This is a genomic window from Arthrobacter sp. ov407 (genome assembly GCF_900102895.1).
Lineage (GTDB): Bacteria > Actinomycetota > Actinomycetes > Actinomycetales > Micrococcaceae > Arthrobacter.
The window spans coordinates 24,997-48,780 of record NZ_FNGD01000019.1 but is presented as its reverse complement, the minus strand read 5'-3'; the positions used below and the strand labels follow the sequence as shown (position 1 = coordinate 48,780).

The following is a 23,784-nucleotide window of genomic DNA, read 5'->3' as shown; positions in this document are numbered from 1 at the left end:
CCCGGCGAGGGGATCAGCGCTGCGTGGTTCCGCCCGGTGTGCTCCCGAGCAGTGCCAGTTCCGCGCGGCCGGGCAGGCCTTCCCAGTCACCGGCGGTGCTGACGGCAAACGCTCCCGCCAGGACGCCGCGCTGCAGGCGGCCGGCAACGTCGGCGCCGTCGAGCAGGGCCGAAAGGTAGCCGGCGGTGAAGGCGTCCCCGGCCCCCACGGTATCGATGCTGGTCACGGGCACGGCGGGTGCCTCCCAGCGCCCGTCGGCGGTGTGCACGCCGGCGCCGGCAGCACCGCGCTTGACCACGACTTCCCGGACCCCGCGGCCCAGCAGTTCGGCTGCCATCGCCGTTTCGGCGTCCGCACCGGCGTCGGCGTCCCATGTTCTGGCCGGGCCTGCCCCGACCTCAGCCGCGACCAGCCCGAGTTCGTCGTCGGAGGCGATCACGATGCTGGCGTGCCGGGCGAGCGGCGCGAGCACAGCGCGGGCCTCCTCCCGGGACCAGAGCTTGCTGCGGTAATTGACGTCGAGGGAGACCTCCATGCCGTCGGCGGCGGCGCGCTCGGCCGCGTACTCCACGGCCTTCCGGGCGTCGGGGCTGAGGGCGGCAGTGATGCCGGTCAGATGCAGGATCCGGGCACCGGCCGTCAAGGCACGGTCCAGGTCCTCCCGGCCGAGGGTGGACCCGGCGGAACCGGCGCGGTAGTAGAAGGCCCGGGTGACATCCGCCGTGCGTTGTTCGAGGAACATCACCCCGGTGTTGCGCGCGGCGTCAGTCCGGTGCCGCAGCCCGATCCCCTCGGCGCGCAGCTGCCGCAGGATGTACTCGCCATGCGGGTCGGCGCCGACCACCCCGACCCAGGTGACGCTGTGCCCGAGCCGGGCGACGCCGACGGCCACGTTCGATTCCGCGCCGGCTACGTGCATGCCCAGGCTGCCGCCGGCGGACAGCGGACCGGTGGACCGCAGCGAGACCATGGACTCGCCAAAGGTCAGAAGATCAACGGCCTGCGGGACGGAAGCGCGGTCGACGGCGGCCATCACCGCAGGCTCTCCGCGCGCTGGCGGCCGAACTCCGCGGCCAGGGCCACGAACCCGCGGGCCCGTTCCCGCATCGGGGCGAGGTCGCCGCCGGAGCCGGCGTCGCCGAACAGCGGTCCGCCGAGCCCCACGGCGATGGCGCCGGCGTCCCAGTAGCCCGCGGCCTCGCCGAGCCCGACGCCACCGACGGCGATGAACGGGATCCCGGGGAAGGGATCGCGGAGCGCCTTGAGGTAGCCCGGTCCGCCGATCGAGGCGGGGAACAGCTTGACGGCGGTGGCTCCCCGGTTCATGGCCTCGTAGGCCTCACTGGGAGTCAGCGCACCGGCCAGCACAGGCAGTCCCAGCCGGGCCGATTCGGCGATCGACTCGGCCAGCGACGGGGTCACCATGAACTGGCCGCCCGCCTCGGCGACCCGGTCCACGTCCTGGGCCGTCAGCACCGTTCCGGCGCCGACGAAGCAGTCCGCGGGGGCGGCCGCGCGGACCTCGCGGATCGCCTCGAGGGCCCCCGGTGTGGTGAGCGCAATTTCGACGTACCGGAAGCCTTCCTCCATCGCAGCGAGGGCTGCTTTCGCGGCGGCGGCCCCATCCGTGCCGCGCACAATTGCCACCAGCCGGGTCTCCCGGATGCCGGCCAGCAGCAGTTCGGGCGTCAGGTTGTTCTCCATGTCAGGCTTCTCCTTCGTCGAGGCGAACAGGACAGTGTTTGCCGTTCCGGCGTGCACCGTTCCGGCGTTTACCGTTCCGGCGTTCACCATTCGGCGAAGGCGCCGTCGGGGTGCCGCCAGACGGGACCGCGCCAGGCATGGCCGCGCTTGTCCGCGGCACGGACCACGGCCTCATCGATCTCGATGCCCAGGCCCGGGCCGGTGAGCCGTTCGATGTGTCCGTCCACGAACTTCAGCGGGGACTTGTCCACCACGTAGTCCAGGACTTCGGCGCCCTGGTTGTAGTGGATGCCGATGCTTTGTTCCTGGATCAGGAAGTTGGGCGTCGCGAAGCCGACCTGCAGACAGGCGGCCAGGGCCAGCGGGCCCAGCGGGCAGTGCGGGGCGAGCTGGACCTCGTAGATTTCGGCGAGCGAGGCGATCTTGCGGACCTCGGTGATGCCGCCGGCATGGGAGAGGTCCGGCTGGGCCACGGCGATGCCGGCCTGCAGCGCGGGCAGGAATTCCTGCCGGCTGTAGAGCCGCTCGCCGGTGGAGACCGGCGTCGTCGTGGAGGAGGTGAACTCGCGCAGCAGGTGCGTGTTTTCCGGGACCACCGGTTCTTCGAGGAAAAAGGGCCGGTACGGCTCCAGCAGCGGCGCCACCCGGCGGGCGTTGGCGAGGCTGAAGCGGCCGTGGAAGTCCACGGCCACGTCGCGGTGGTCGCCGAGGACCTCACGGGCCGCGGCCACCCGGCGGACGACGCCGTCGAGCTCGGCAACCGAGGCGATGGGGCTCATCCGGCCGCTGGCGTTCATCTTGACGGCGGTCAGCCCGACCGCCAGCTGCGCGCTGATCTGGTCGGCCACCTCGTTGGGCTCATCCCCGCCCACCCAGCCGTACATCCGGATCCGGTCCCGGACGTGGCCGCCCAGAAGCTGGTGAACGGGGGTGTTGAAGTGCTTGCCCGCAATGTCCCAAAGGGCCTGGTCCAGGCCGGACACGGCGCTGGCCAGGATGGGCCCGCCGCGGTAGAAGGACCCCTTGGTCATGACCTGCCAGTGGTCCTCGATCCGGAGCGCATCGTTGCCGATGAGCAGCTCGGAGAGCTGGTCGACGGCGGTTCGCACGGTTTCGCTGCGGCCTTCGCAGCTCGCCTCGCCCCAGCCGACGATCCCGCTGTCCGTCTCAATCCGGACGAAGAGCCAGCGCGGCGCGACGAGGAACGTTTCAATCCTGCTGATGAGTGTCATCTGTTGCCTAGCCCTTGGTCGCGCCGGCGGTCATGCCGGAGACGATGTACTTCTGCGTGAAGAGCGCAATGATCATGATCGGGATGGTGACCACGGTGGCGGCCGCCATGAGTCCGCCCCAGTCGATGCTGGCGTAGGAGACGAAGTCGAAGATCGCGACCGGCAGGGTCTTGGTCTTGGAGCCGGAGAGCACCAAGGCGAACATGAAGTTGTTCCACGAGAAGATGAAGGACAGGATGCCGGCGGTGGCCATGCCGGCTACGGAGAGCGGCAGGGTGATGCGGCGGAAGGCGCCGATCGGGGTGAGGCCGTCCACCTGGGCCGATTCCTCCAGCTCCAGCGGCAGGGAATCGAAGTAGCTCATCATGATGTACACGATCAGCGGCAGCGCGACGAACATGTGGCTGAGGATCAGGACCTCGAAGCCGCCCACCATCTTCAGGTTGGAGAAAACGTAGTACCAGGGCACCAGCAGGGAGACACCGGGGATGACGCGGGCCATCAGGACCACAAGCGCCGAGCGGTGCATCGTGAACCGGCTCATGGCGTAGGCAGCCGGCACGCCCAGGACCAGCGACAGGGCCGTGGAGACAAAGGCCACCCAGAAGCTGTTGAAGATGAAGACCAAGTAGTTGTTCCGCTGCAGCACATTGGCGTAGTTCTCGAACGTGGGGGTGAAGAAGAACGACTTGCCGGTGTCGTAGATGTCCACGTTGGTCTTGAGGGAGGCCAGCAGCATCCAGAACAGCGGGGCGATCAGGAACAGCACCACGGCCACCAGTGCGGCGACGCGGAACACCTTGTACGCGCGGGTGCCCAGCCGCTTCCGGGGGCGCGGCGCCGTCTTGGCCGCCTCGGCGGGGGCGGTTTGGGGTTCAGTGTCTTCGGTCAGGACGGTCATTTGCTTACCGCTTTCTTGCGCATGGTCAGCAGCCACATCGAGCCGATGATGATCATGAAGAACAGGATCAGCACCGCGGAGGAGAGCCCGTACTGGTTGTAGTCGAAGCTCAGCCCGTAGGCGTAGACGTTGAGCGTCTCCACTTCGTGGAAGGATCCGCCGCCTTTGCCCTTGGTGGCGTAGAGGATGTCGAAGGTCTTCAGGGCGTCGATGCCCCGGAGCAGGATGGCGACGATCACGGTCGGCATCATGAGGGGCAGCGTGATGAAGAAGAAGCGCTGGAAGGCGTTGGCGCCGTCCATCCGGGCCGCCTCGTCGGGCTCCTCGGAGAGGGAGGTCAGCCCGGCCAGCAGGATCAGGACCACCATGGGGGTCCACTGCCACACGTCCATGAAGATGGTGGTGCCCAGCGCCGTGTCCTGGCCGGAGAGCCAGGGCTGGGCGGGAATGCCGACCATGCCGAGCAGCTGGTTGACGAAGCCGATGTTGGGGTCGAAGATCAGCCGCCACATCATGCCGACCGCCACGGGGGTGGCGACGAGCGGAAGCAGGATGGCCACGCGGACCCACTTTTCGCCGCGGAACGGGCGCCACAGCAGCAGCGCGATGCACATGCCGAGCACCACCTCGCAGATGAGGGCAACGCCGGTGAAGCTGAGCGTGCGGCCGACGGCGGGCCAGAAGCGTTCGACGTCGGACAGGACAGTGAGGTAGTTCTGGAGGCCGACAAACTCGGAGGCAGCCCGGACAGAGCCCTGCGAATCGGTCAGGCTCAGGTACAGGGTCCAGGCCAGGGGGAAGACGATCAGGACGCCGACGAAGATCATGGCGGGGGCGGCGAAGAGCCACTTGCGGTGCCGGTTGGCCCAGCCCGAGAAGTTCTCGCCCGCACTGGGTGTGCGGGCGGCCTGCCGGGTTGGCGCGCTGCGTGGAGGGGTCAATACAGACATGGTTCACCTAAGGAGTTGGGGGTGAAGTGAAGAGCTGGCCGTGGCAGGACGGCAGCGGACTGCCGTCCCGCCAGGCGGATTGTGCGTCAGGCGCGTAGGTCAGCAGGCGCGTAGCGCGCCGGCCGCGCTACTTCTTTTCGCCGTCCAGGAACTTCTGGAAGGCGTCGTTCGCGGTGTCGGCCGCGGCGGAACCGTCAGAACCGGTGATGGTGGCGACGATCGGGCCGCCCACGATTTCGCGGGCCTTGCCTACGGTGACAACCTGGGGACGGTCATGGCCGACGCCTTTCTTGGCGCTCGCGGAGATGGCCTCGGCGAGGTCCTTCGGGTAGGTGGAGGTTCCGGCCTGGTCGGCCCAGACTGAGGCGCGCGGTCCGGGGACGCCGGCCTTCTGTGCTTCGAGGGTGCGTTCCTTGCTGGTGGCCCACTGGATGAACTTCCAGGCGTTGTCCTGGTTGCTTGAAGCCTCATTGACGGCGAGGCCCCAGGACGGGATGTTGTACGGCTTGGAACCGGCGGGGCCGGCGGGCAGTGCGGCGAAGCCGACGGTGTCGGCGACCTTGGACTTGGCCGGGTCGGTGGCGTTCTTGTAGAGCGAGTCGGCCTCCGTGTAGAAGGCAGCCTTGCCCTGGGTGAAGATCGCCATCGCCTCGGGCCAGCTCATGTCGGTGCTGACGTTGGCGGGGCCGTAGTTCTTGATCAGACCGCCATAGAACGCGTAGGCCTTCTTCGCCGCGTCGGAGTTGACGGCGGACTTGCCGCTGGCGTCGGTGAAGTCGCCGCCGAAGCTGTACAGGAAGCTGGAGAACTGGGTGACGGCGGCGGACTTGCCGGTGCGGGCCACGAAGCCGGCCGTGCCCGGGGAGGAAGCCTTGATGGCCTTGGCTGCGGCTTCGAGCTCGTCCATGGTCTTGGGAACCTCCAGGCCGGCGGCCTTGAGCAGGTCCTTGCGGTAGTAGAGGACTTCGCGCTCGGTGATGATCGGGACGCCGACCACCTTGCCGTCAACGGTGGTGGCCTTGACCGGGCCCTCCTGGTAGTCCTTCCAGTCCCACGTGGCGTCCGAGGAGACCTTGGACGTCAGGTCCGCGAGGTAGCCGTTCTTCGCGAACGCCTTGCCTTCCTGGAGCGGGCGGTACATCATCACGTCGATCTCGTCGCTGCCGGCGTTGAGCTTGACGTTGTACTGGTCAGAGAGCTGGTCTTCGCCCAGTTGGGTCAGTTCGACTTTGAGTCCGCTGGACTTCTCGAATTCCGGAATGGCCGCCTTGATGCCCTCGGTCCAGACGTGGTTCGCGAGGGTGACCCGGACGGTGCCGGACGTCTTGGCATCGCTGCTGCCGCTGGCGCCGCCGCAGGCAGTCAGCCCCAGGGACACGACCGCGGCGACAGCCGCGTACTTCGCAATTGAACGTCGCTTCATTACGACTTCCTTTGGTTTTCAGGGCTGGGCGTCTCGGTCCAGCCGGCCGCAAATGCATCTTTACATCTGCTCTGGAAGCGATCTTAGGTAAATAAAGCAGATTTATACAAGCCCTTGTGGCCCCCCAGTATGATTTATTTATGAAAACTCCAAAGGCGGAGCCAACAGCAGACCTGCATGCCGTGCTGGTCCAGAATCTGGGGCTGGCCATCGCCGAAGGGACGCTGGCGCCACACTCGATCCTGCGCCTGGACGAGATTGAGGCCCAGCACAGCGTCTCCCGGTCCGTGGTGCGGGAGGCCACCCGCGTGCTGTCCTCCAAGGGAATGCTGGAGTCGCGGCGGCGGCTGGGGACGGTGGTGCAGCCGGAGGAATCGTGGAACGCGTACGACCCCCAAGTGATCCGGTGGCGGCTCGCATCCTCAAAGCGGCTGCAGCAATTGCAGGCCCTGAACGAGCTCCGCGGGGCAATCGAACCACAGGCTGCCCGCCTCGCCGCCGAGAGGGCATCCTGGGATGCCGGCAGCGACCTCGTCTCCCTGGCCGCAAGGCTGTGGGCGTCCGGCCAGCGCGGGGACCGGGACGAGTTCCTCCGGCTCGACATCGACTTCCACGCGGCGGTGCTCCGGGCGTCCGGCAACGCCATGTTTTCCCAGCTGCACAACCTGGTCACGGAGGTGCTGACTGGGCGCACCGAGCACGGCCTCATGCCGCACTTGCCACACCACGAAGCCCTGCAGCTGCATGTGGATGTGGCCAGCGCCATCCAGCGCGGCGAGGCGGACGCGGCGCACGCGGCCATGAGCAGGATCGTGGAGCAGTCCACCGAGGAAATGGGCGACATCTGGTCCAGCTATCACGCCGGCGGCCCCGCCTCCCCCGGGATCTAACGCTGGGTTAGCGGCCGCCCTCGAGCTTCCGGCTGCGCTGCTCTTGGGCCATGGGCCCGTACGGATAGACGCCGACGCGCGGCCGGCTGACCTCGGTCAGCCGCTCCGTCTCGCCCGGGGTGAGCCGGAGATCCGCTGCCGCGAGATTGTCCGCCAACTGCGCGGCGGTGCGGGCGCCCAGGATCACCGAGGTGACCGCCGGCCGGTCCGCCAGCCAGGCCAGCGCCACCTGGGATGCGCTCACGCCATGGCGCCCGGCGGTTTCCTCCACCTCGGCAATCACGTCCCAGGTGCGCTGATCGGCGTTGCGGGCCTCCCAGGCCTCCATCCCCCGCTTCGGATTTTCGCCGAGACGGGTGGCCCCGGCGGGCGCCTGGTCGCGCTTGTACTTGCCTGAAAGCCACCCGCCGCCCAGCGGCGACCACGGCAGCAGCCCAATCCCGGCGTCGAGCGAGGCTGGCACAACTTCCGACTCGATCTCGCGGACCAGCAGGCTGTACTGCGGCTGCAGCGTCACCGGGGCACTCCAGCCATGGGCCTTCGCCACATGGACTGCCTTGGTCAGCTGCCAGCCCAGGAAGTTGGAGAAGCCGTAGTAGGCGATCTTGCCGCTGGTGACGGCGTCGTGCAGGAACCGGAGGGTCTCCTCGAGGGGCGTGACCGGATCCCACGCGTGCAGTTGATAGAGATCGATCTGCTCTACGCCCAGCCGGCGCAGCGAGTCATCCAGCGCCCGGACCAGGTGCCGGCGGGAGGTTCCGACGTCGTTGGGGGCCTGGCCCATCGGGAAGCGGCCCTTCGTGGCCACGACCGCCCGGTCCCGGACGTCGGGCCGGTCCGCCAGCCACCGGCCGATGATTTCCTCCGACACCCCCGAGCTGTAGACGTCGGCGGTGTCGATGAAGTTGCCGCCCGCCGCGAAGTAGTCATCCAGGATGACGCGGGACTGCTCCTCGGTGGCCTCGGCGCCAAAAGTCATGGTGCCCAGCGCGTAGTTGGAGACGACGGCGCCGCTGTTGCCCAGGGTGCGGTATTGCATGGAACTCCTCGAGTTGGGGTCAGTCTTCCGTGGGGGTGGTGCGCAGCGAGTGGTAGGTCCGCCAGCTGTGCTCGGGCTCGTAGCCCAGCAGCCGCTTCGCCTTGTCGATCGAAAGCAGGGTCTCGTGCTCGCCCAGCTCCTTGACCACCTTGACGTTGGGGAACACCTCGGCGGCGAGGCTGGCGCTGGAGCGGCTCATCACGGTGTCCTGGTTGGCAATGATGAACGCCTCGAAGCCGGGTTTGCCGTGCGCCAGGGCGCGGGCCACGGCCTGCGCGCCGTCCCTGCCGTCAATGTAGCCCCAGAGATTCCACTTGCGCAGCCTCGCGTCGTGGTCGAAGGAGGGGAACTCCTCGTAGTCCTCCGGGTCCATCACATTGGAGAACCGCAGGCCGGTGATGCTCAACACGGGGTCCCAGCGGGTCAGCTGGATGGCCATCTGCTCCTCAAGGTGCTTGACCAGCGAATACGTGCTTTCCGGCCGGGCCGCGTAGTCCTCGTCCACCGGGATGTAGGGAGGATCGACGTCGAACGGCAGCCCCAGCACGGTCTCACTGGACGCGTAGACGATTTTCTTGATCCCTGCCCGGCGGGCGGCCTGGAACACGTTGTAGGTGCACTGCATGTTGTTCTCGAATGTGGCGGCATCAGGGGCATGGCCCGGTGCAGGAATCGCGGCCAGGTGCACCACCGCGTCAAAGCCGGCGTGGCGGTCCTCCAGGCCAAGGAACACATCCACCACCTGGCCGTAGTTGCGCAGGTCCACCTCCGTGAACCCGCGGCCGCGCGCGCCCGTCCGGTCCAGGTTGGTCACCTGGTGCCCGTCATCGCTCAGCCGGCGCACGACGCTTCGGCCCAGCTTTCCGCTTCCTCCGGTAACAGCAACTCTCATCAGGAACTCCTCGGGTGGCAGGCTTTTGCTGACCGTCATGGTCCGGCACATAGTCCGGCACCTGGTCCGGTGCCGGCAGTCACCGTTCCACCCTAAAGGGAGGGGGCCACGGTGCCCAGCCCCGCATGACTTTCGACCCTAGGCAGTCCCCGGACCAGGGGGCAGGCTGGGGGCCATGAACCGTGACCAGCGCATTGTCGTGGGCGCGGACGCCCGTCGAGTCCACCGGACCAGGGAATGAACCACCCAGGAAACCCGCCGGCAAGGCGGCCGGTGGCGCGTGCTCCCGGCCGGTTGCGCGGACCGCTCGCGGCAATGGCCGCGGCATCGGCCGGCGCCGCATACGTCCTGGCTGTCCGTCCACGGCTGCTTCGCTGGGGGGCCACCACCCAGGAGGCTGCCGGGCCGCTCGCCGGCGACGAGATCGTGCCCGTCCCGCGCATGCAAAGCACCCGTGCGGTTACTATTGCGGCCCCGGTCTCGGACGTCTGGCCGTGGCTTGTTCAGCTGGGCGCCGGGCGCGGCGGCTTTTACTCCTACGATGGGCTCGAGAAATCGACGGGTCTGGGCATCCGGAGTGCGGACAGGGTTCTCCCGGAACTGCAGCATTTGAACGTGGGCGACATCGTGCCGCTGTCCCCCGACGGCGGCCTGCCGGTCAGGCTTCTCGAGTCCGGGGCTGTACTGGGGCTGGGCGGATCCATAAACTTGCGCACGGGGAAGATGTCGCCGCCCGGCGTACGTCCTACCGGGCGCCGGCTCGACATCGGCTGGACGTTCGTGTTGCGGCCTGCCGGTCCCCAGGCCACCAGGCTCCTGTCCCGCACCCGGTACGACTACTCGCCCCTGGCCGAGGGACTGGCCCTGCGCACGTTGCTGGAACCTATGCAGTTCCTGATGGAGCGGCGGATGCTCCTGGGGATCCAGTCCAGGGCAGAGGGCCACCGGAGCTAGCGTCCGACGCCCGCGGCCACCCTCACACCCCCGCGGCCCGCGGACTGGCGCCGTTCGGGGCCAGCATGTAGTCGACAAACCAGTCCCGAGCCAGGATGGCCGCCGCCGCGAGCGTGCCGGGTTCTTCAAACAAGTGCGTCGCCCCCTGCACAACAGCGAGCTGGCTGGGGCTGCGCATCACCGCCTTCGCCCGGCGGTTGAGCTCGAGGACCTCCTGGTCCAGGCTCCCCACAATCAGGAGCGTAGGCGCTGTTACGGCGGACAGCCGCGGGCCGGCGAGGTCGGGTCGGCCACCGCGGGACACGACAGCCGCGATCCGCGCCGACGGCTCCGACGCCGCCCACAGAGCAGCCCCGGCGCCCGTGCTCGCACCGAAGTAACCCACAGTGCAGGAGGCCGTGTCGGCCCGGGTGGAAAGCCAGTCCGTTGCTGCGGACAGCCTGCGGGCCAGGAGTTCGATGTCAAAGACGTTGGCGCGGCTGCGCTCCTCCGCGGTGGTCAGCAGGTCCAGCAGCAGCGTACCGAGACCGGCCTGCTGCAGGAGGCCGGCCACATAGCGGTTCCGGGGGCTGTGGCGGCTGCTGCCGCTGCCATGGGCGAACAGCACCACGGCCCGGGCCGGCACCGGAAGATGGAGCTGCGCCTGGATCCGCACCCCGCGGGACGGGATTTCTACTTCCTCGTCGACATCGGCGGCGCCGTCGGCGCGGGCCGCCGCCGAGGCCCAGAAGGGCGGCGGAGCGGTACCGACGCGTTTGGCCGCAAGATCGAGCAGGCGCAGCACTTCGTCGTCGTCAGTCGGGGAGAAGTCCCGGTAGTGATAACCGACGGCGGTGAACTGGCGCGGCGTCGCCAGGCAGACCACTTCGTCCGGTTCTGTCAGGTCGGCGAGGGTCTCCGCGGGGGCAACGGGAACGGCCAGAATCACGCGTGCCGCGCCCTGTTTGCGGGCGACCCGGCAGGCCACCCGGGCGGTGGAGCCGGTGGCAATCCCGTCGTCGACGATCACCGCGATGCGTCCGGTCAGGTCTTGCCGGACCCGGCCCTTCCGGAACAGGATAAGCCGGTTTTCCAAGGCGGCGCGTTCGTGCTCTTCAACGGCCTGCAGTTCCTCACCGCCGACCCGTGAATGGGCCAGGACCTGCTCGTCCAGGACCCTGGCACCGCCTTCACCGATCGCCCCCATGGCGAGCTCCGGCTGGTAGGGAAGTCCGAGTTTTCGCACCACGATTACGTCCAGGGGAGCGTCCAGGGCGGCGGCGACTTCGAAGGCTACGGGCACGCCGCCGCGCGGCAGGCCCAGGACCACAATGTCTTGGCCACGCAATTCCGCCAGACGCCGGCCGAGCTGCCTGCCGGCGTCGACCCTGTCTTCAAAAATGCTCATGGGATATGGCTTTCAAGTCGAAACGTGGGCCATCGGCCATCAGTCGTGTGCTGCTGAAACTGGTGCGCTCCTGCGGGTTCCCCAAACCCGAAATGAACCAGGTGGCCGCTGCCTCCAACTATCCGCCCGCGGCCGAAGCCCTGTGAGGGCCTTTGTGCCCGATTTTGCGCCTGCGTGTCGACCCGGTCCACGGCTGAAGAGCAGCGGTTCGGATGTATATAATCTCTCGGTACGGTTTTGCAGCGAGCCGTTGGATTGTTCTTCGATCCGGCCGCTGCCGTATCCGCCACTTGCCGCGGTGGGAAGCACCGCCGGGTCGTCTTGACCTGAGTGAAACGGCACAACAGACAAGTGGTCAGCGAGTCAACAGCAAATTCAATAAACCAGCAGCTGCATGAACTGGTGCTCAGCAGCTCCGATGTCGAGGACTTCCTCGGCGGGCTCGCTCGGGTGTCCGCGCGCAGCTTGTCCGAGCCCGGCGACGAGATCCTGTGCGGCATCACGCTCCTGCGGGAACGGAAGGCGGCCACCGTCGCCAGCAGCAGCCCCGCCGCGCAGGCCATGGACGAAATCCAGTACACCTTCGGCGACGGCCCATGCATGACAGCTTCCCGGGAACAGGAAACCGTCCACGTTGAGGACCTTGAACTTGATGGTCGCTGGCCGCAGTACGCCGCTACGGTGCGCGGACACGGCTTCCGGTCCATACTGGCGCTGCCGTTCCTGCTGGAAGGCGAAACCCGCGCCGCCCTGAACCTGTATTCGCACCGGCCGGGCCGGTTCGATGACCGCGCCACGGCTCTGGCCCGTGATTTCGTCCACCAGACATCCATGGCCCTGCGGCTCGCGGTCCGGTTCGCGCACAGCAGCGAGACGGCCGCCAACCTCAAGGCCAGCCTGGAAACGCGGACCGTGATCGACGTTGCCGTCGGCATCATCATGGCGCAGAACCGCTGCAGCCAGGACGAGGCGTTCGAGCTCCTGAAGTCGGCATCAAGCGCCCGGAATATCAAGCTGCACGTCGTCGCGTCCGGTGTGGTCGAGTCACTCGGTCAAGGCCCTACCCGGACTCACTTCGAGGTCTAACCCGGTCCTGGAGCAACCCGTGCGGTCACGCCGGGCTCCCCGACAGCGGCTCGCCCGCTGCCGCACCAAGGCCGGTGAACGCCAGAATCGCGTCCCGCACTTCGAGGGCCCGGTTGTGCTGGACGACGTGCCCGGTTCCCTGCACCTCAAGCAGCTGCCCCCGACGGGCGAGCCCGGCCAGCCGGCGGCTCCAGTCCGCATCCGCGACGGGGTCGTTGGCACCGCGCACCACGAGGACCGGCGCGCTGACGCCGGTGATCTTCTGCTCCATGGGGTACGCCATCATGAGCTGCAGTGTCTTGACGTACCAGGCGGGGCCACAGCGCAGGTAGTCGGTGAAAACTAGGGCGTTCGAGGAGGGGCTCTCGTAGAACAGGCAGTCACGGCCCAGCGCCAGGGCCTGCTGCGCCACGGTGCCGCGTCTGGGGTCCACCACGGGCCCCATGAGAACTAAATTCGAGATCCGGCCGGGCTCTTGGAGGGCCGCCTCAGTGGCGAACTGTGTTCCCATCGAGTGCCCCACGAGCACGAATTCCGGAACACCAAGCTGTTCCATGGCGCCGAGGATGTAGCGGGCGTGGGCGGCAATGGAAAGCGTGCTCCCGGGTCTGGGCGTACCGCCGAAACCCGGCAGGTCAATGGAGTAGGTCTCCATCGAACCGGCCAGGAGCCGGTGCAGCCGGCGCAGATAGCGGTGGGACGCGCCGATTCCATGGATGAGCACGACGGCGGGCCGAGACGCGGGCAAGGCCCCGCCGGCCATTTCCCGCGAGGCGAAGACGTGGCCGGTGTGGCCAGCCACCGAAATCTCCAAGCGGACCGGTTCTCTCATGCCCTGCGTGACCGCGGCACGGAGCATGGGGACGGCAGGGACCGCGTGGCAGCAGCCGGGATCATGGAGGGCTCGTTTCTAGCGAAGTGGTCAGCCCAGTCTAGTAAGCCTGCTGACTAAATCCCGGACGCCATGCGCGACATCCGACCCGCCCGGGATGGTCCCGGCGGATCAGGTGTCCCGCTTGTCCCGCTCTTCGAATTCCGCATCGAGGTCATAGTGCCGGAATTCCGTCTCCGGGTTCGGCTCCCCCTCGACCACGTACTCATAGTCCAGTTGGCGCTCGACTTGGCTGTCGAGGACCTGAAGATCCTTGTCCGCGACCTTGCTGAGGTCCTCGGGGAATTCATCGTCCGGACTGAGGTGCAGCTTGTCGGTCATTTCATGCCTCTCTGGGCCAGGAGGATGGACTCGAGCCGGCGCTGTCCTGGCTGCATTCAGGATAGCGCCAAGGGGCGTGGGTCGGGACGCCGGCGCCAGCCCTTTCTAGGCGGGCTCGGAGCCGACGTTCACCAGCCAGTCCACGCCGAACCTGTCCTTGCACATGCCGAAGATGTCGCCCCAGGGTGCCTTTTCGAGCGGCATGGCGATGGTGCCGCCGTCGGCCAGCTTGTCGAAGTAGCCGCGAAGCTCGGCCTCGTTGGACCCGCTAAGGGACACGGAAAAGTTGCTGCCGGGGGTGTAGTCCATGCTGTTGGGCGTGTCTGCCCCCATGAGCACCATGCCGCCGTCCGTCCTGAGCTGGGCATGCATGATCTTTTCCTGCTCCGCCGGGTCTTCGCTGGCATGGTACTCGGCGAAGGTACTCATGGTCAGTTCCCCGCCGAACACCGACTGGTAGAAGGTCATCGCGTCTTTCGCGTTGTCGCGGAAGCCGAGGTAAGGATTGAGCGTAGTCATGTCCGAAACTCCTTGCTGCTTGGGGCGCCGGCCGGGACGGCAACGACGACGGTGCACGTTACAGGGCATATCCTGCCGCAAAGACACTGCCATGGGTAGGTGTCTTCACGTGACCGTTTCGTTAACGAGGGCCCGGCTCCTGCCCGGTTACTCGGGGCCGGGACCGGCGTCGGCCGCTGGAAAGGCCGGAAATCCGGGCGTCGCCATGCCCGGGTGGCGAAGCAACCGGGAAGGAGCGCGCTCACAAGGTCACGGCGTCTGGCCGGCGTGTTCCCCCTCGGCGATTTCCTCAAGAAGTTTGGCGTTGAAGGCCGGGAGGTCACGCGGGCTGCGGCTGGTCACCAGGCCTTGGTCCACCACCACTTGCTCGTCCGTCCAGTTCGCGCCGGCGTTCTTGAGGTCCGTCTGGAGCGTGTGATACGAGGTCACGTTCCTGCCGCTAACCACGCCGGCATCGATCAGCATCCACGGGCCATGGCAGATGGAGGCGACGGGCTTGTGCTGCTCGAAGAAGGCCCGGGTGAACGCCTGGGCGTCCTTGTCGACGCGGAGGTGATCGGCGTTGACAACGCCGCCGGGAATGACCAGGGCGTGGAAATCGGCGGCGTCGGACCGCGCGACGGCGAGGTCGACGGCGAACGTCTCGCCCTTTTCCGTGCCGTTGAAGCCCTGCAGCTTGCCGCTCTTGGGCGAGACCAGGGTTGGCACGCCGCCGGCTTCCTTCACGGCATTCCACGGGCTGGTCAGTTCCACCTGCTCCACACCATCTGTGAGCAGGAACGCGACTTTCTTGCCCGAAATATTGTGCTCTGACATGTGTCCTCCTCGTACCCGGGCGCGGGCCGGGCAGCATCCGTCCGTGCCCGGCTCCAGCGCGGAATCTCACTGGCTTGCAGTCTCAACTCTAGGAACCCGCCAAGTCATAAGCAAGCTGATGATGCGCTCCAGAAACCCCGCCGGAACCGGGCGTGAAGCTGAGAGAATGGGCCAATGGAAGTCGCTCTCGGGCTGCTGGCCCTCGTCGCCGTTGTCTGCGCCTGCAGCGCGCTGGGGCACAAGATCAACGTCTCCGTCCCCTTCCTGCTAGTGCTGGCCGGGGTGGCGTGTTCGTTCCTCCCGTTTGTCCCGCCCATCGAGCTGAACCCCGAACTCGTGCTGGTCGGGCTGTTGCCGCCGCTGCTCTACGCGGCGGCGCTGCAGACCTCGCTGTTCGATTTCAGTTCCAACCGCCGCTCCATCGGCCTGCTGTCGGTGGGCTACGTCATCTTCGGCACCGTCGCCGTCGGGCTGGTGGTCGCCTGGCTGTTCCCCGAGATCCCGCTGGCAGCTGCAATGGCCCTGGGCGCCGTCGTCGCGCCGCCGGACGCCGTCGCCGCGACCGCCATTGCCCGAAAAGTGGGCATGCCCCGCCGGATTGTCACCATCCTGGAGGGCGAATCGCTGGTCAACGACGCCACCGCGCTGGTCTGCCTGCGCGCCGCCATCGCCGCCATCGCCGGCACCGTTTCCGCCGCGGAGATCGCCGGCGGCTTCCTCCTCGCGGCCGGCGGGGGCCTGGTGGTGGGCATTGCCGCGGCCTTCGTGCTCACCGCGCTCCGCAAACGGATCCGCAATGTGTCCATCAACACCTCCATTTCCCTGATCGCTCCGCTCGTGGCCTATCTCCCGGCGGAAGCGATCCACGCTTCGGGCGTCCTGGCCGTCGTCGTCACCGGGCTGATCATGGGAACCAAGGCGCCGTCCATGCCGAACGGGGCCGCACGGCTGAGCCAGCGCAGCAATTGGCACACGGTCCAGTTCCTGCTGGAGAACTCTGTGTTCCTCCTCATTGGGCTGCAGGTCCGGACCATCATCGAGGGCGTCCGGGATGACTCGCTGGGGCCAGAACGGATCTGGCTCGGCTGCGCCGCGGTCCTGCTGGCCGTGCTGGTCCTGCGCCCGGTCTGGGTCTTCCCCGCAACGTACCTGCCGCGGCTCATTCCCGCGGTCGGCCGCAAGGATCCCGCGCCGTCCTGGAAAGTTCCGGTGATCGTCTCCTGGGCCGGCATGCGCGGAGTGGTGTCTCTTGCCGCCGTCCTGGTCCTGCCGGCAGGGCTGGAGCACCGGTCCGTCCTGATCCTGATGGCCCTCGTGGTGGTGGCCGGCACGCTGACCCTGCAGGGCCTGACCCTCCCGGCCCTGGTCCGGCGGCTGCATCTTAGGGGACCGGACGCGCGCGAGGACGCGCTCAACGAGGCGTCGCTGATGCAGATGGCGACGGCGGCGGGCGTGCAGCGGCTCCAGGAACTGCGCTCGGACGCCGACCCGCCGGAAGTCGTGGCGATGCTGAAGAGGCGAACCCAGGAGCGCGGGCTGGCCGCATGGGAGCGGCTGGGACGGCCGTCCGCGGAAAATGTCACCCCCAGCCAGCGCTACGCCCAACTCCGGCTGGCGATGCTGGACGCCGAGCGTGCAAAGGTCCTCGAGCTGCGGCGCGGCGGCGGGTACGCGCACGAGGTCCTGCTTAACGTCCTTGACCGCCTCGACGTCGAAGAGTCCATGCTGGACGCCGCATTGGAAGAACCAGACGCGGACGGCGGCACCGGAGGCGAGGGAATTGCCCGGCCCCGCGGCGTGTGCCCGCACTTGGAGTCCGCCGCGGATCCGGCCGTCCCGCCGGGCCCCTTCTGTGCCGCGTGCGTACGGGAAGGGACGACGACGGTTCACCTGCGGATGTGCCTGCAGTGCGGGAACGTGGCCTGTTGCGATTCCTCCCCGGGAACCCATGCCTACAAACACTTCCAGCTCAGCGGCCACCCCGTCATGCGCAGCGTCGAGCCGGGCGAGGACTGGCGCTGGTGCTACCCGGACGAGCTCCTTGGCTAGGACATAGGCTCCGGACCCGGCGCCGTGCCGCGTGCCGTAACTGAGTACAGAGCCCTGTTCACGTCCCCGTCCCCTCCGTAGGCTGGAGAGGGACACGCTGGAATGGGACCCGCGAACAGAAGGGGACCCGCCGCCGTCGGACGAAATGAGGACACCGTGGACAACCAAGACATCCTGGAGCGCATCAAGGCCCTCGTGGAGGAAGAACACGGCCTCCGCGAAGGCTCGCAGGCAGCCGGGGCCGGGGCCGGGGCCGGAGCCCCGGACATCCTCAGGCTGCAGCAGGTGGAGGAACAGCTGGATCAGTGCTGGGACCTGCTCCGCCAGCGGCGCGCCAAAAAGGACTACGGCGAGAACCCCGACGAGGCGGAGGTGCGGCCGGTCAGCGAGGTCGAGGGCTACCAAAGCTAGCCCCGGCCATGACCTGACCTGACTGGTTGGCCATGCAGATTGCGCTGCTGGGAGACGTCATGCTGGGCCGCCTGGTGAACCGGCACCTGGCAACGGCCAGGCCTGCCTATCCGTGGGGCGACACGCTGGAGCTCCTGCGGCAGGCGGACGTTCGCATCGCCAACCTCGAGTGCGTCCTGGCGTCCGGCGGCGAGCCCGAGCCCGGCAAGGTCTTCCATTTCCGCTCGGACCCGAAGAACGTGGCCAGCCTCCTCGCCGCCGGGATCGACGTCGTCTCGCTCGCCAACAACCACGTCCTGGATTTCGGCCAGGATGCGTTCCGGGAAATGCTGCCGGCCCTCGACAGCCGCGGCATCCTGCATGCCGGGGCCGGCCCGGACCTGGACGCCGCCCGCCGGCCGGCCGTGCGGCGGGTGGGCGCCGTCGCCGTCGGATTCATTGCCTTCACGGACAACCAGCCCGACTGGGAGGCCAGCGCCGCGGCTCCCGGGGTCTACTACGTTCCGGTGGAGGACGGCACCCTCGATGACGGCGGCGGCCGGCGGGGCGGGGCACGATTGGACGGACTACTGGACCTGGTCTGGAGGACCAAGGCCCGCGTCCAGTTCCTCATCGTGTCAGCCCATTGGGGCGGCAACTGGGGCTACGACGTCCCGGCCCGGCATCAGGACCTCGCCCGGGACCTGATCGATGCCGGAGCCGACCTCGTGTTCGGCCACTCGCCGCACATTTTCCGCGGCGTCGGGATCCACCGGAACCGTCCCATCATCTACAGCGCCGGGGACTTCGTTGACGACTATGCCGTGGACCCCGTCGAGCGCAATGACCAGTCCTTCGTGTTCATGCTCGACACTGCCGGCAGCGCACCGCGCACGCTTCGGCTGTATCCCACAATCATCGCCGGATTTCAGGCCCGGCTGGCCCGGGGGTCGGCGCCCGATATTGCCGCCCGGATGCAGCGGCTGAGCGGCCATCTGGGCACGCTGAGCAGCTGGAACGCGCCCGGCCGCTGCCTCGAGATTCCGCTCGACAAACCGGCGGATGCATGAGGCCCCGTTTACATTCCTGAAACATGCCGGTCACGCGAACTTCACGCCGCCGCGATTCCCGTAACGTGCCCGCAACTTTTCGCCCCACTGCCGGAAACATGGCTCCGCGACGATTGAATCCGGATCGGGGGGCCGGCGGCGACGCGTCCCGGTACGGAAGACTGACGAGAAGGGACCCGCCGGTGGAACTCACTGCTGGAAGCGTCTGGATGATTGTTTCGGCGGCGCTCGTTCTGCTGATGACCCCTGCACTGGGCCTCTTTTACGGCGGCATGACCCGGGCCAAGGCCTCGCTCAACATGATGATGATGAGTTTCGTCTCCGTCGGGATTGTCGGCGTGGTGTGGGTCCTATGGGGCTACTCGATGAGCACCGGGCAGGGCGTCCTCGGCGTGTTCGGCAACCCGTTCGCCAGCTTCGGCCTGAGCGGCCTCATCGGTTCGCCCGACTTGATCAAGGCCGGGTACAGCGCCACTTTTGCCATCCTCACCGTGGCCCTTATCAGCGGCGCCATCGCGGACCGCGCGAAATTCACCTCGTGGGCCCTGTTCGTTCCCATCTGGATCACCCTCGTGTACTGCCCCTTGGCCTTCATGGTCTGGGGCGGTGGCCTCATGAGTGCCGGCGGTGCCGTGAGTGCCGTCTTCGGCCAGGTCATCGACTTCGCCGGCGGCACCGTGGTGGAAATCGCGTCCGGAACCGCGGCCCTGGTTTTGGTCCTGATCCTGGGCAACCGGCATGGCTTCGGCAAGGACCCCGGCCACCGCCCCCACAACATTCCCTTCATCATGCTCGGCGCGGGCATCCTGTGGTTCGGCTGGTTCGGTTTCAACGCCGGCGCGGCCACCACCGTGGAGCAGGCCGGCCTGATCTGGGTGAACACCCTGGCAGCCCCCGCCGCTGCCATGATCAGCTGGCTGGTCGCGGAGAAGGTCCGCCACGGCCATCCCACCTCCCTGGGCGCCGCGTCCGGCGCCGTTGCCGGCCTGGTGGCGATCACTCCGTCATGCGCCAACATCAGCCCCCTGGCCGCGCTGTGCCTGGGCTTCGTGGCCGGTGCGGCCTGTGTGGTGTTCGTGGACCTGAAGTTCAAGTTTGGCTTCGATGACTCGCTCGACGTCGTCGGCGTCCACCTGGGCGGTGGCCTCATCGGCACGCTCGCCTTGGGTTTCATTGCCCTCCCGGTGGAAGGTGCAGGCGGCGGGCTGTTCTACGGCGGCGGGCTCCACCAGCTCATCGCGCAGACCGTGGCCGTCCTCATCACGGTGGCGGTGTCCGGCCTCGGAACGACGGTGATCGGACTCGCAATCCACAAGACGATCGGGTTCCGGGTCAGCCGCGAGGACGAGCTCGCCGGAGTGGACCGGTCCGAGCACGCCGAGACCGCCTATGCCTTTGCCGAACTCGGGTTCAGCCGGTTCAGCCCGTTCGGTCACCACGTCCGCGGGGCGCACGCGGTGCACGCCGCGACGGCAGCCCACGCGGCCGCCCGGGCGCCGGAGAACGTACCCGCAGCCGCAAAGGTGGACAGTCTGGTCTGAGGCAGCGGTCGAGCGGCTGCACAAGTTTTTCCAAAGGACCCGGGTGTAAGACGCGGCCGGAGGCTTAAGATATGGGCGGGGGGCACTCGAATTAGCGAACTCGCTTAATGGGAGGCCACGATGTTCAGCCAAGCCAGCCGCAAGGCATCAGACCCGCAGCTAACATCGGTGGCGCGGGTCCCGCGCAGACACCGGCGCAGCGCCCTTCCCAGACCGGACCGACTTCGGTTCCGGCGCGCACTGGCCTCGCTCACGGTCGTTGCGCTGGTCGCCGGCTTCGGTCTGGTGGCGGCTGCCCCCTCGTCAGCAGCCGCGTCGGCGCAAAGCTACATTGTGGTGCTCAAGGACGGTGTCGTGGACGCCGGCGCCGCGGCAGCTGCCCAGCAAAGCGCCTACGGATTCACGGCTGCGAAGGTCTACCGCAACGCCGTGAACGGCTACTCAGCCTCCCTGACCGCTTCCCAGGTGCAACGCCTCCAGGCCGACCCTAAAGTCGACTTCGTCACTCCGAGCCGAACATTCCAGCAACCGCGGGACCTTGGGACCGCGGCCACCCAGGAAACACCGTTTTGGCGCAAGCGGATCGCTGGAACCGACTCAGACGTCCGAAAGGCCCTCGACAGGGGGCCGGACCGGATCAATGTCAACGTCGCCGTGATCGACAGCGGCATCGATGCGACCCACCCGGACCTGAACGTCAAGGGCGGGGTTGACTGCCAGTCCGGCTCGCCCGTTGACGTCACTCCCGTTGACGTTTTGGGGCACGGGACATTTGTCGCTGGAGTGATCGGCGCCCGGAACAACCGCCTAGGCGTCATCGGGACCGCCCCGGGTACCCCGCTGTGGTCCGTCCGGGTGGTTGACGACAACGGCCTGATCTCCGAACAGAGCCTGATCTGCGCCATTGACTGGGTGACCTCGACGCGGAACGACGACAACGAGGACAACGACATCGCCGTCGCCAACATCAGCATCGCCGGCGGCGCCGCGGACACGCCCAACTGCGGCAAGGGCACGGACCCGATGCACTACGCCATCTGCCGTTCTGTCAAGGCCGGCGTCACGTACGCCGTCGCGGCCGGCAACGAGGGTCAGGACTTCGCCAACACAGTGCCGGCCACCTACGACCAGGTGCTGACCGCCACCGCCATGGGCGACTTCGATGGAAAGGCCGGCGGCGAAGCAGCCGCGACCTGCGGCCCCGACGACTTTTCGAAGTACGGGCAAAAGGATGACCAGCCGGCATTCTTCTCCAACTTCGCCACCACAAGCGCGGACGAGGCCCACACGGTCTCCGGGCCCGGAATGTGCATGCTCTCCACCTGGCCCGGCGGCTACAACGTAAACAACGGCACCAGCTTCGCCAGCCCGGCCGTGGCAGGGTCCGTGGCCCTGTGCATCAGCCAGAACGCCTGCACGGGTTCAGCCGAGGACGTCATGGAGCAGTACCTGCACCTGACGAAGTCGTACACGAAGCGGCACCACGACTACGGCTTCGTCGGCGATCCTGTCCACCCGATCGCGTCGCACTTCTACGGCTACCTGACGCAGACGACGAGCTTCTGACGGATCGGGCATGAGGCCGCTGGCCGCGGAGCGGAGGGTTTCAGCTGGGTCTCAGCTGGCGGGTCTCAGCCGGCGGTCTCAGCCTAGGAGCCGGCGCTCATAGGCGAAGGCCACCAGCTGAAGCCGGGTCCCGAGCCCCAGCTTGCCCAGCACACTCCTGAGGTGTGTCTTGACGGTCGCCTCGGAAACGAAGAGGCTTCCGGCTATCTCACCGTTGGCCAGCCCCTTGGCCGCGAGCAGGAAGACGTCCCGTTCCCGGGCCGAGAGCACTTCCAGCACGGACAGGTCCGGTCCCCCGGCCGGCACGGTCCGGGCGGCATGCTGGAACAGGTCCTGGACTGATCCCGGCGCGATCACGGAGTACCCCGAGTACACGGTCCGGATCGCGGCGAGCAGGAACTCCGGTTCGGCGCTCTTGAGCAGGTAGCCGCTGGCCCCGGCGTGCACGGCGTCGACCACAGCCTGGTCCCGGTTGAAGGTGGTCAGGGCGATGATCTTCGGCGCCCCGGTGCCCGCGGCCTCCGCCTGCTGCACGATCCGCCGTGTGGCGCCGATGCCGTCCAGGACCGGCATGCGCAGGTCCATGAGCATCACGTCGGGGCACCGTTCGACGGCGAATGCCGCCGCCTGCGCGCCGTCGCCGGCTTCCCAGGACATCGCCATGTCCGGCTGGCTTTCCACCAGCATCCGGATTCCAGCACGAAACAGCCCCTGGTCGTCGACGATCGCCACCGTGATGGCCGCCCCGGCATCAGCCACGGTGGCCGGCTTCCTCCAGCGACACGTCCGGGCGTGCTGCAGGATGTCCCGCGGGAACCAGATCTGGCTTCGCGCCAGTGACGGCGCCGGAAGCGGCATCGGCGGCGGCATCGCCAATCATCCTGCCGTCAATCATGGTGCCGTAGGGGATAAAGACGGTCACCCGGTACTGTTCGCCGTCGGGACCGGCTGTCATCCAGCCCCCTGCGAGATGGGCGCGTTCCCGCATCCCAGCGAGGCCGCGGCCCACCCGCGTTTCAGCGGCGGAGTCCGGACTGTCCGCCGCGGTCGGAATCCCGGACGCCACATGCAGGGTCAGCCCGGGGCCGCTCCAGTCCAGGTGCAACCGCACTGCGGTGCCCCGGCCACCGTGTTTCAGGGCGTTGGTGAGGCATTCCTGGATGATCCGGAAGACCGCGAGCTGCTGACCGGCGGAGAGCCCGGCGGCCGCACCGGACTCGCTCTGTTCGATGGCGAGACTGTCCTGCATGCGCGCGACCAGCGGCCCGACGTCGCTGAGCCGGGGCTGGGGCGCAACCATGCCGTCGTCGTGCACTCCCTCGATGACGCGCTGCGCGTCCACCAGGGCGCTCCGGGCCGACGTCGCGATGTTTTCCAGGGCGTTCAACACGGCCCTCGGCTGGTCCTTGCTCAGGTAGCGGGTGCCGTCCGCCTGCGCCGCGATCACTGCGAGGGAATGGGCCAGGACATCGTGCAGGTCCCGGCCGATCCGCGTCCGCTCCTGCTCCACGATCAGGTCCACCTCGGCTTGCCGGAGGCTGGTCTGGGCCAGGGTCCGGGCCCGGAAGAGGCTGCCGCGCTCCTGGTAGAGGGCCAGTGCCAGCCCGACTGCGGCACAGGCTGCCGCGATCAGCAGGAGAAGGGCAAACAGTTGCCAGCCATAATCCTGGAGCTTCCACCGGTCGCCCATATACGTCGGCGGAAACCAACCCACGCCGTCGCTGTAGCGCCAAGACAGCATCAGGAATGTCATGGCGCCGGCGAACACCATATTGGCGCCGGCCGCGATGAAGCGTGTCCTTCGCCCGGCAGTCCACTGGATGAAGGCCAGTGCCACAAACGCCCCGAGGTAGATGGCCCAGTCGTTGTCATACATCGCGGGAATGGCGTGCCCGAGCTGGCCCGCGAGCAGCCCTGCCGTGAATCCGAGCGACACATAGGGCTTCCAGGCGGCCGTGGCAATCGCCAGTGTCATCAGGGCCAGCGGCCAGCTCCCTGACCAATTATCTAGACCAGGGCCGGGGCCGGGCCCCATCCTGCCGGCCTCGGCCGCCCACCATAGGAAGAAGAAGAGAACGGCCGCCGCGGGGGCGCCCCAATGCCGCAAAACTTTCAGTAGTGGTTCCATGCTGTCACCCTATCCACGGCGGCGGTCACCGGCC

23 protein-coding genes are annotated in these 23,784 nt (G+C 67.8%); 8 read left to right on the top strand and 15 right to left on the bottom strand.

The features are described 5' to 3' along the window. Nucleotides 1–13: 13 nt before the first annotated feature. From BLS42_RS18945 to BLS42_RS18920, 6 genes are all read right to left on the bottom strand, one after another. The gene (locus BLS42_RS18945; RefSeq protein WP_176803549.1) at nucleotides 14–1,033 is read right to left on the bottom strand and encodes a sugar kinase; all 1,020 of its coding nucleotides are present in this window, start codon (nucleotides 1,031–1,033) and stop codon (nucleotides 14–16) included. Further along, on the bottom strand, nucleotides 1,033–1,704 hold the full coding sequence (locus tag BLS42_RS18940; protein WP_090583915.1) for a bifunctional 4-hydroxy-2-oxoglutarate aldolase/2-dehydro-3-deoxy-phosphogluconate aldolase: 672 nt from the start codon (nucleotides 1,702–1,704) through the stop codon (nucleotides 1,033–1,035). The genes BLS42_RS18945 and BLS42_RS18940 overlap by 1 nt, the downstream gene beginning before the upstream one ends. A gap of 83 nt (nucleotides 1,705–1,787) precedes the next feature. Then, nucleotides 1,788–2,936, bottom strand: coding sequence for a galactonate dehydratase (gene dgoD, locus BLS42_RS18935; protein WP_090583896.1), 1,149 nt, complete (start codon nucleotides 2,934–2,936; stop codon nucleotides 1,788–1,790). Nucleotides 2,937–2,943: 7 nt separating this feature from the next. After that, a complete protein-coding gene (locus BLS42_RS18930) occupies nucleotides 2,944–3,837 on the bottom strand; it encodes a carbohydrate ABC transporter permease (RefSeq protein ID WP_090583895.1) in 894 nt (297 codons plus the stop codon). Continuing rightward, nucleotides 3,834–4,787, bottom strand: a complete 954-nt coding sequence (locus BLS42_RS18925) for a carbohydrate ABC transporter permease (RefSeq protein ID WP_090583894.1) — start codon at nucleotides 4,785–4,787, stop codon at nucleotides 3,834–3,836. Before BLS42_RS18925 ends, BLS42_RS18930 begins: the two co-directional genes overlap by 4 nt. A gap of 127 nt (nucleotides 4,788–4,914) precedes the next feature. Beyond that, the gene (locus BLS42_RS18920) at nucleotides 4,915–6,210 is read right to left on the bottom strand and encodes an ABC transporter substrate-binding protein (RefSeq protein ID WP_090583893.1); all 1,296 of its coding nucleotides are present in this window, start codon (nucleotides 6,208–6,210) and stop codon (nucleotides 4,915–4,917) included. A gap of 140 nt (nucleotides 6,211–6,350) precedes the next feature. Here BLS42_RS18920 and BLS42_RS18915 point away from each other — a divergent pair, with 140 nt between their 5' ends. Next, nucleotides 6,351–7,100, top strand: coding sequence for a FadR/GntR family transcriptional regulator (locus tag BLS42_RS18915; protein ID WP_090583892.1), 750 nt, complete (start codon nucleotides 6,351–6,353; stop codon nucleotides 7,098–7,100). A 7-nt stretch (nucleotides 7,101–7,107) separates the two neighbouring features. Here BLS42_RS18915 and BLS42_RS18910 read toward each other — a convergent pair whose 3' ends face one another. Then, nucleotides 7,108–8,139, bottom strand: coding sequence for an aldo/keto reductase (locus BLS42_RS18910; RefSeq protein WP_090583891.1), 1,032 nt, complete (start codon nucleotides 8,137–8,139; stop codon nucleotides 7,108–7,110). A 19-nt stretch (nucleotides 8,140–8,158) separates the two neighbouring features. Then, entirely contained in the window at nucleotides 8,159–9,031 is an 873-nt protein-coding gene (locus BLS42_RS18905; RefSeq protein WP_090583914.1) for an NAD-dependent epimerase/dehydratase family protein, read from the bottom strand. Nucleotides 9,032–9,304: 273 nt separating this feature from the next. Here BLS42_RS18905 and BLS42_RS18900 point away from each other — a divergent pair, with 273 nt between their 5' ends. Continuing rightward, the gene (locus BLS42_RS18900; RefSeq protein ID WP_218122138.1) at nucleotides 9,305–9,985 is read left to right on the top strand and encodes an SRPBCC family protein; all 681 of its coding nucleotides are present in this window, start codon (nucleotides 9,305–9,307) and stop codon (nucleotides 9,983–9,985) included. 22 nt (nucleotides 9,986–10,007) lie between these two features. Here BLS42_RS18900 and BLS42_RS18895 read toward each other — a convergent pair whose 3' ends face one another. After that, on the bottom strand, nucleotides 10,008–11,372 hold the full coding sequence (locus BLS42_RS18895) for a phosphoribosyltransferase (protein ID WP_090583890.1): 1,365 nt from the start codon (nucleotides 11,370–11,372) through the stop codon (nucleotides 10,008–10,010). 351 nt (nucleotides 11,373–11,723) lie between these two features. Here BLS42_RS18895 and BLS42_RS18890 point away from each other — a divergent pair, with 351 nt between their 5' ends. Continuing rightward, nucleotides 11,724–12,458, top strand: a complete 735-nt coding sequence (locus BLS42_RS18890) for a GAF and ANTAR domain-containing protein (RefSeq protein ID WP_090583889.1) — start codon at nucleotides 11,724–11,726, stop codon at nucleotides 12,456–12,458. Between the two features lie 25 nt (nucleotides 12,459–12,483). Here the strand turns inward: BLS42_RS18890 and BLS42_RS18885 are convergent, their stop codons facing one another. From BLS42_RS18885 to BLS42_RS18870, 4 genes are all read right to left on the bottom strand, one after another. Continuing rightward, the gene (locus BLS42_RS18885) at nucleotides 12,484–13,260 is read right to left on the bottom strand and encodes an alpha/beta fold hydrolase (RefSeq protein WP_256336581.1); all 777 of its coding nucleotides are present in this window, start codon (nucleotides 13,258–13,260) and stop codon (nucleotides 12,484–12,486) included. 201 nt (nucleotides 13,261–13,461) lie between these two features. Then, a complete protein-coding gene (locus tag BLS42_RS18880) occupies nucleotides 13,462–13,671 on the bottom strand; it encodes a hypothetical protein (RefSeq protein WP_090583888.1) in 210 nt (69 codons plus the stop codon). A gap of 105 nt (nucleotides 13,672–13,776) precedes the next feature. Beyond that, the gene (locus BLS42_RS18875; protein WP_090583887.1) at nucleotides 13,777–14,190 is read right to left on the bottom strand and encodes a VOC family protein; all 414 of its coding nucleotides are present in this window, start codon (nucleotides 14,188–14,190) and stop codon (nucleotides 13,777–13,779) included. Between the two features lie 249 nt (nucleotides 14,191–14,439). Next, nucleotides 14,440–15,006 (bottom strand): type 1 glutamine amidotransferase domain-containing protein, encoded by a 567-nt coding sequence (locus BLS42_RS18870; protein ID WP_090583886.1) that lies wholly within the window; start codon nucleotides 15,004–15,006, stop codon nucleotides 14,440–14,442. A gap of 174 nt (nucleotides 15,007–15,180) precedes the next feature. Here BLS42_RS18870 and BLS42_RS18865 point away from each other — a divergent pair, with 174 nt between their 5' ends. The 5 genes from BLS42_RS18865 to BLS42_RS18845 all read left to right on the top strand — a co-directional run bounded on the left by BLS42_RS18865 (nucleotide 15,181) and on the right by BLS42_RS18845 (nucleotide 21,622). Continuing rightward, a complete protein-coding gene (locus BLS42_RS18865; protein WP_090583885.1) occupies nucleotides 15,181–17,055 on the top strand; it encodes a Na+/H+ antiporter in 1,875 nt (624 codons plus the stop codon). A 156-nt stretch (nucleotides 17,056–17,211) separates the two neighbouring features. Further along, complete coding sequence (locus tag BLS42_RS18860) at nucleotides 17,212–17,466, top strand: DUF2630 family protein (RefSeq protein WP_090583884.1); 255 nt, start codon at nucleotides 17,212–17,214, stop codon at nucleotides 17,464–17,466. Nucleotides 17,467–17,498: 32 nt separating this feature from the next. Further along, nucleotides 17,499–18,515, top strand: coding sequence for a CapA family protein (locus BLS42_RS18855; RefSeq protein WP_090583883.1), 1,017 nt, complete (start codon nucleotides 17,499–17,501; stop codon nucleotides 18,513–18,515). A gap of 182 nt (nucleotides 18,516–18,697) precedes the next feature. Beyond that, nucleotides 18,698–20,056, top strand: coding sequence for an ammonium transporter (locus tag BLS42_RS18850; RefSeq protein ID WP_090583882.1), 1,359 nt, complete (start codon nucleotides 18,698–18,700; stop codon nucleotides 20,054–20,056). Nucleotides 20,057–20,176: 120 nt separating this feature from the next. Continuing rightward, nucleotides 20,177–21,622, top strand: coding sequence for a S8 family peptidase (locus tag BLS42_RS18845; RefSeq protein ID WP_090583881.1), 1,446 nt, complete (start codon nucleotides 20,177–20,179; stop codon nucleotides 21,620–21,622). A gap of 78 nt (nucleotides 21,623–21,700) precedes the next feature. Here the strand turns inward: BLS42_RS18845 and BLS42_RS18840 are convergent, their stop codons facing one another. Beyond that, nucleotides 21,701–22,381 (bottom strand): response regulator, encoded by a 681-nt coding sequence (locus tag BLS42_RS18840; RefSeq protein ID WP_090583880.1) that lies wholly within the window; start codon nucleotides 22,379–22,381, stop codon nucleotides 21,701–21,703. Then, the gene (locus tag BLS42_RS18835; protein ID WP_256336580.1) at nucleotides 22,374–23,750 is read right to left on the bottom strand and encodes a sensor histidine kinase; all 1,377 of its coding nucleotides are present in this window, start codon (nucleotides 23,748–23,750) and stop codon (nucleotides 22,374–22,376) included. Before BLS42_RS18835 ends, BLS42_RS18840 begins: the two co-directional genes overlap by 8 nt. Nucleotides 23,751–23,784 lie beyond the last annotated feature (34 nt).